This window comes from Streptomyces sp. GbtcB7, from assembly GCF_019091445.1.
GTDB lineage: Bacteria > Actinomycetota > Actinomycetes > Streptomycetales > Streptomycetaceae > Streptomyces > Streptomyces mirabilis.
In genome coordinates, this window is sequence record NZ_JAGXJM010000157.1 from 1 (window position 1) to 389 (window position 389).

Consider the following 389-nt stretch of genomic DNA (forward strand, 5'->3'; position numbering starts at 1 on the left):
GAGACCCAGAAGTACGGCGCTGGGACGCTGTTCTCGGCCGAAGCTGTCGACCTCCAGGCAGACAAGGCCGGGGCCGAGGCTACCCTCGCGGCTGCGCAGACCGACGCTCGCGCCAAGATGGACGCGCTGCTCGTGGATCAGGACCTGGATGTCCTCGTGTTCCCGGAGACATCGCCGGTCCACCTCTTCGCGCCGATCGCTGGGTACCCCGAGCTCACCGTGCCAGCCGGCTACCGTGCCAGTGATCGCCACCCGTTCGGCGTGGTCCTCGTCGGAGACCGCTGGAGCGACGCCGAGCTGTTCTCTTACGGCTACTCCCTCGAGCAGGCGCTCGGGGACAGGCAGAGCCCGAGCGAGATCAACCCGACGATGTGGCGATGCCTCGAGGG

The 389-nt window shown here is 68.1% G+C and carries 1 pseudogene; it reads left to right on the plus strand.

Annotation, left to right across the window (positions count from 1 at the left end):
* Window positions 1–389: pseudogene (locus KVT44_RS55650) on the plus strand (hypothetical protein); the annotation flags it as partial.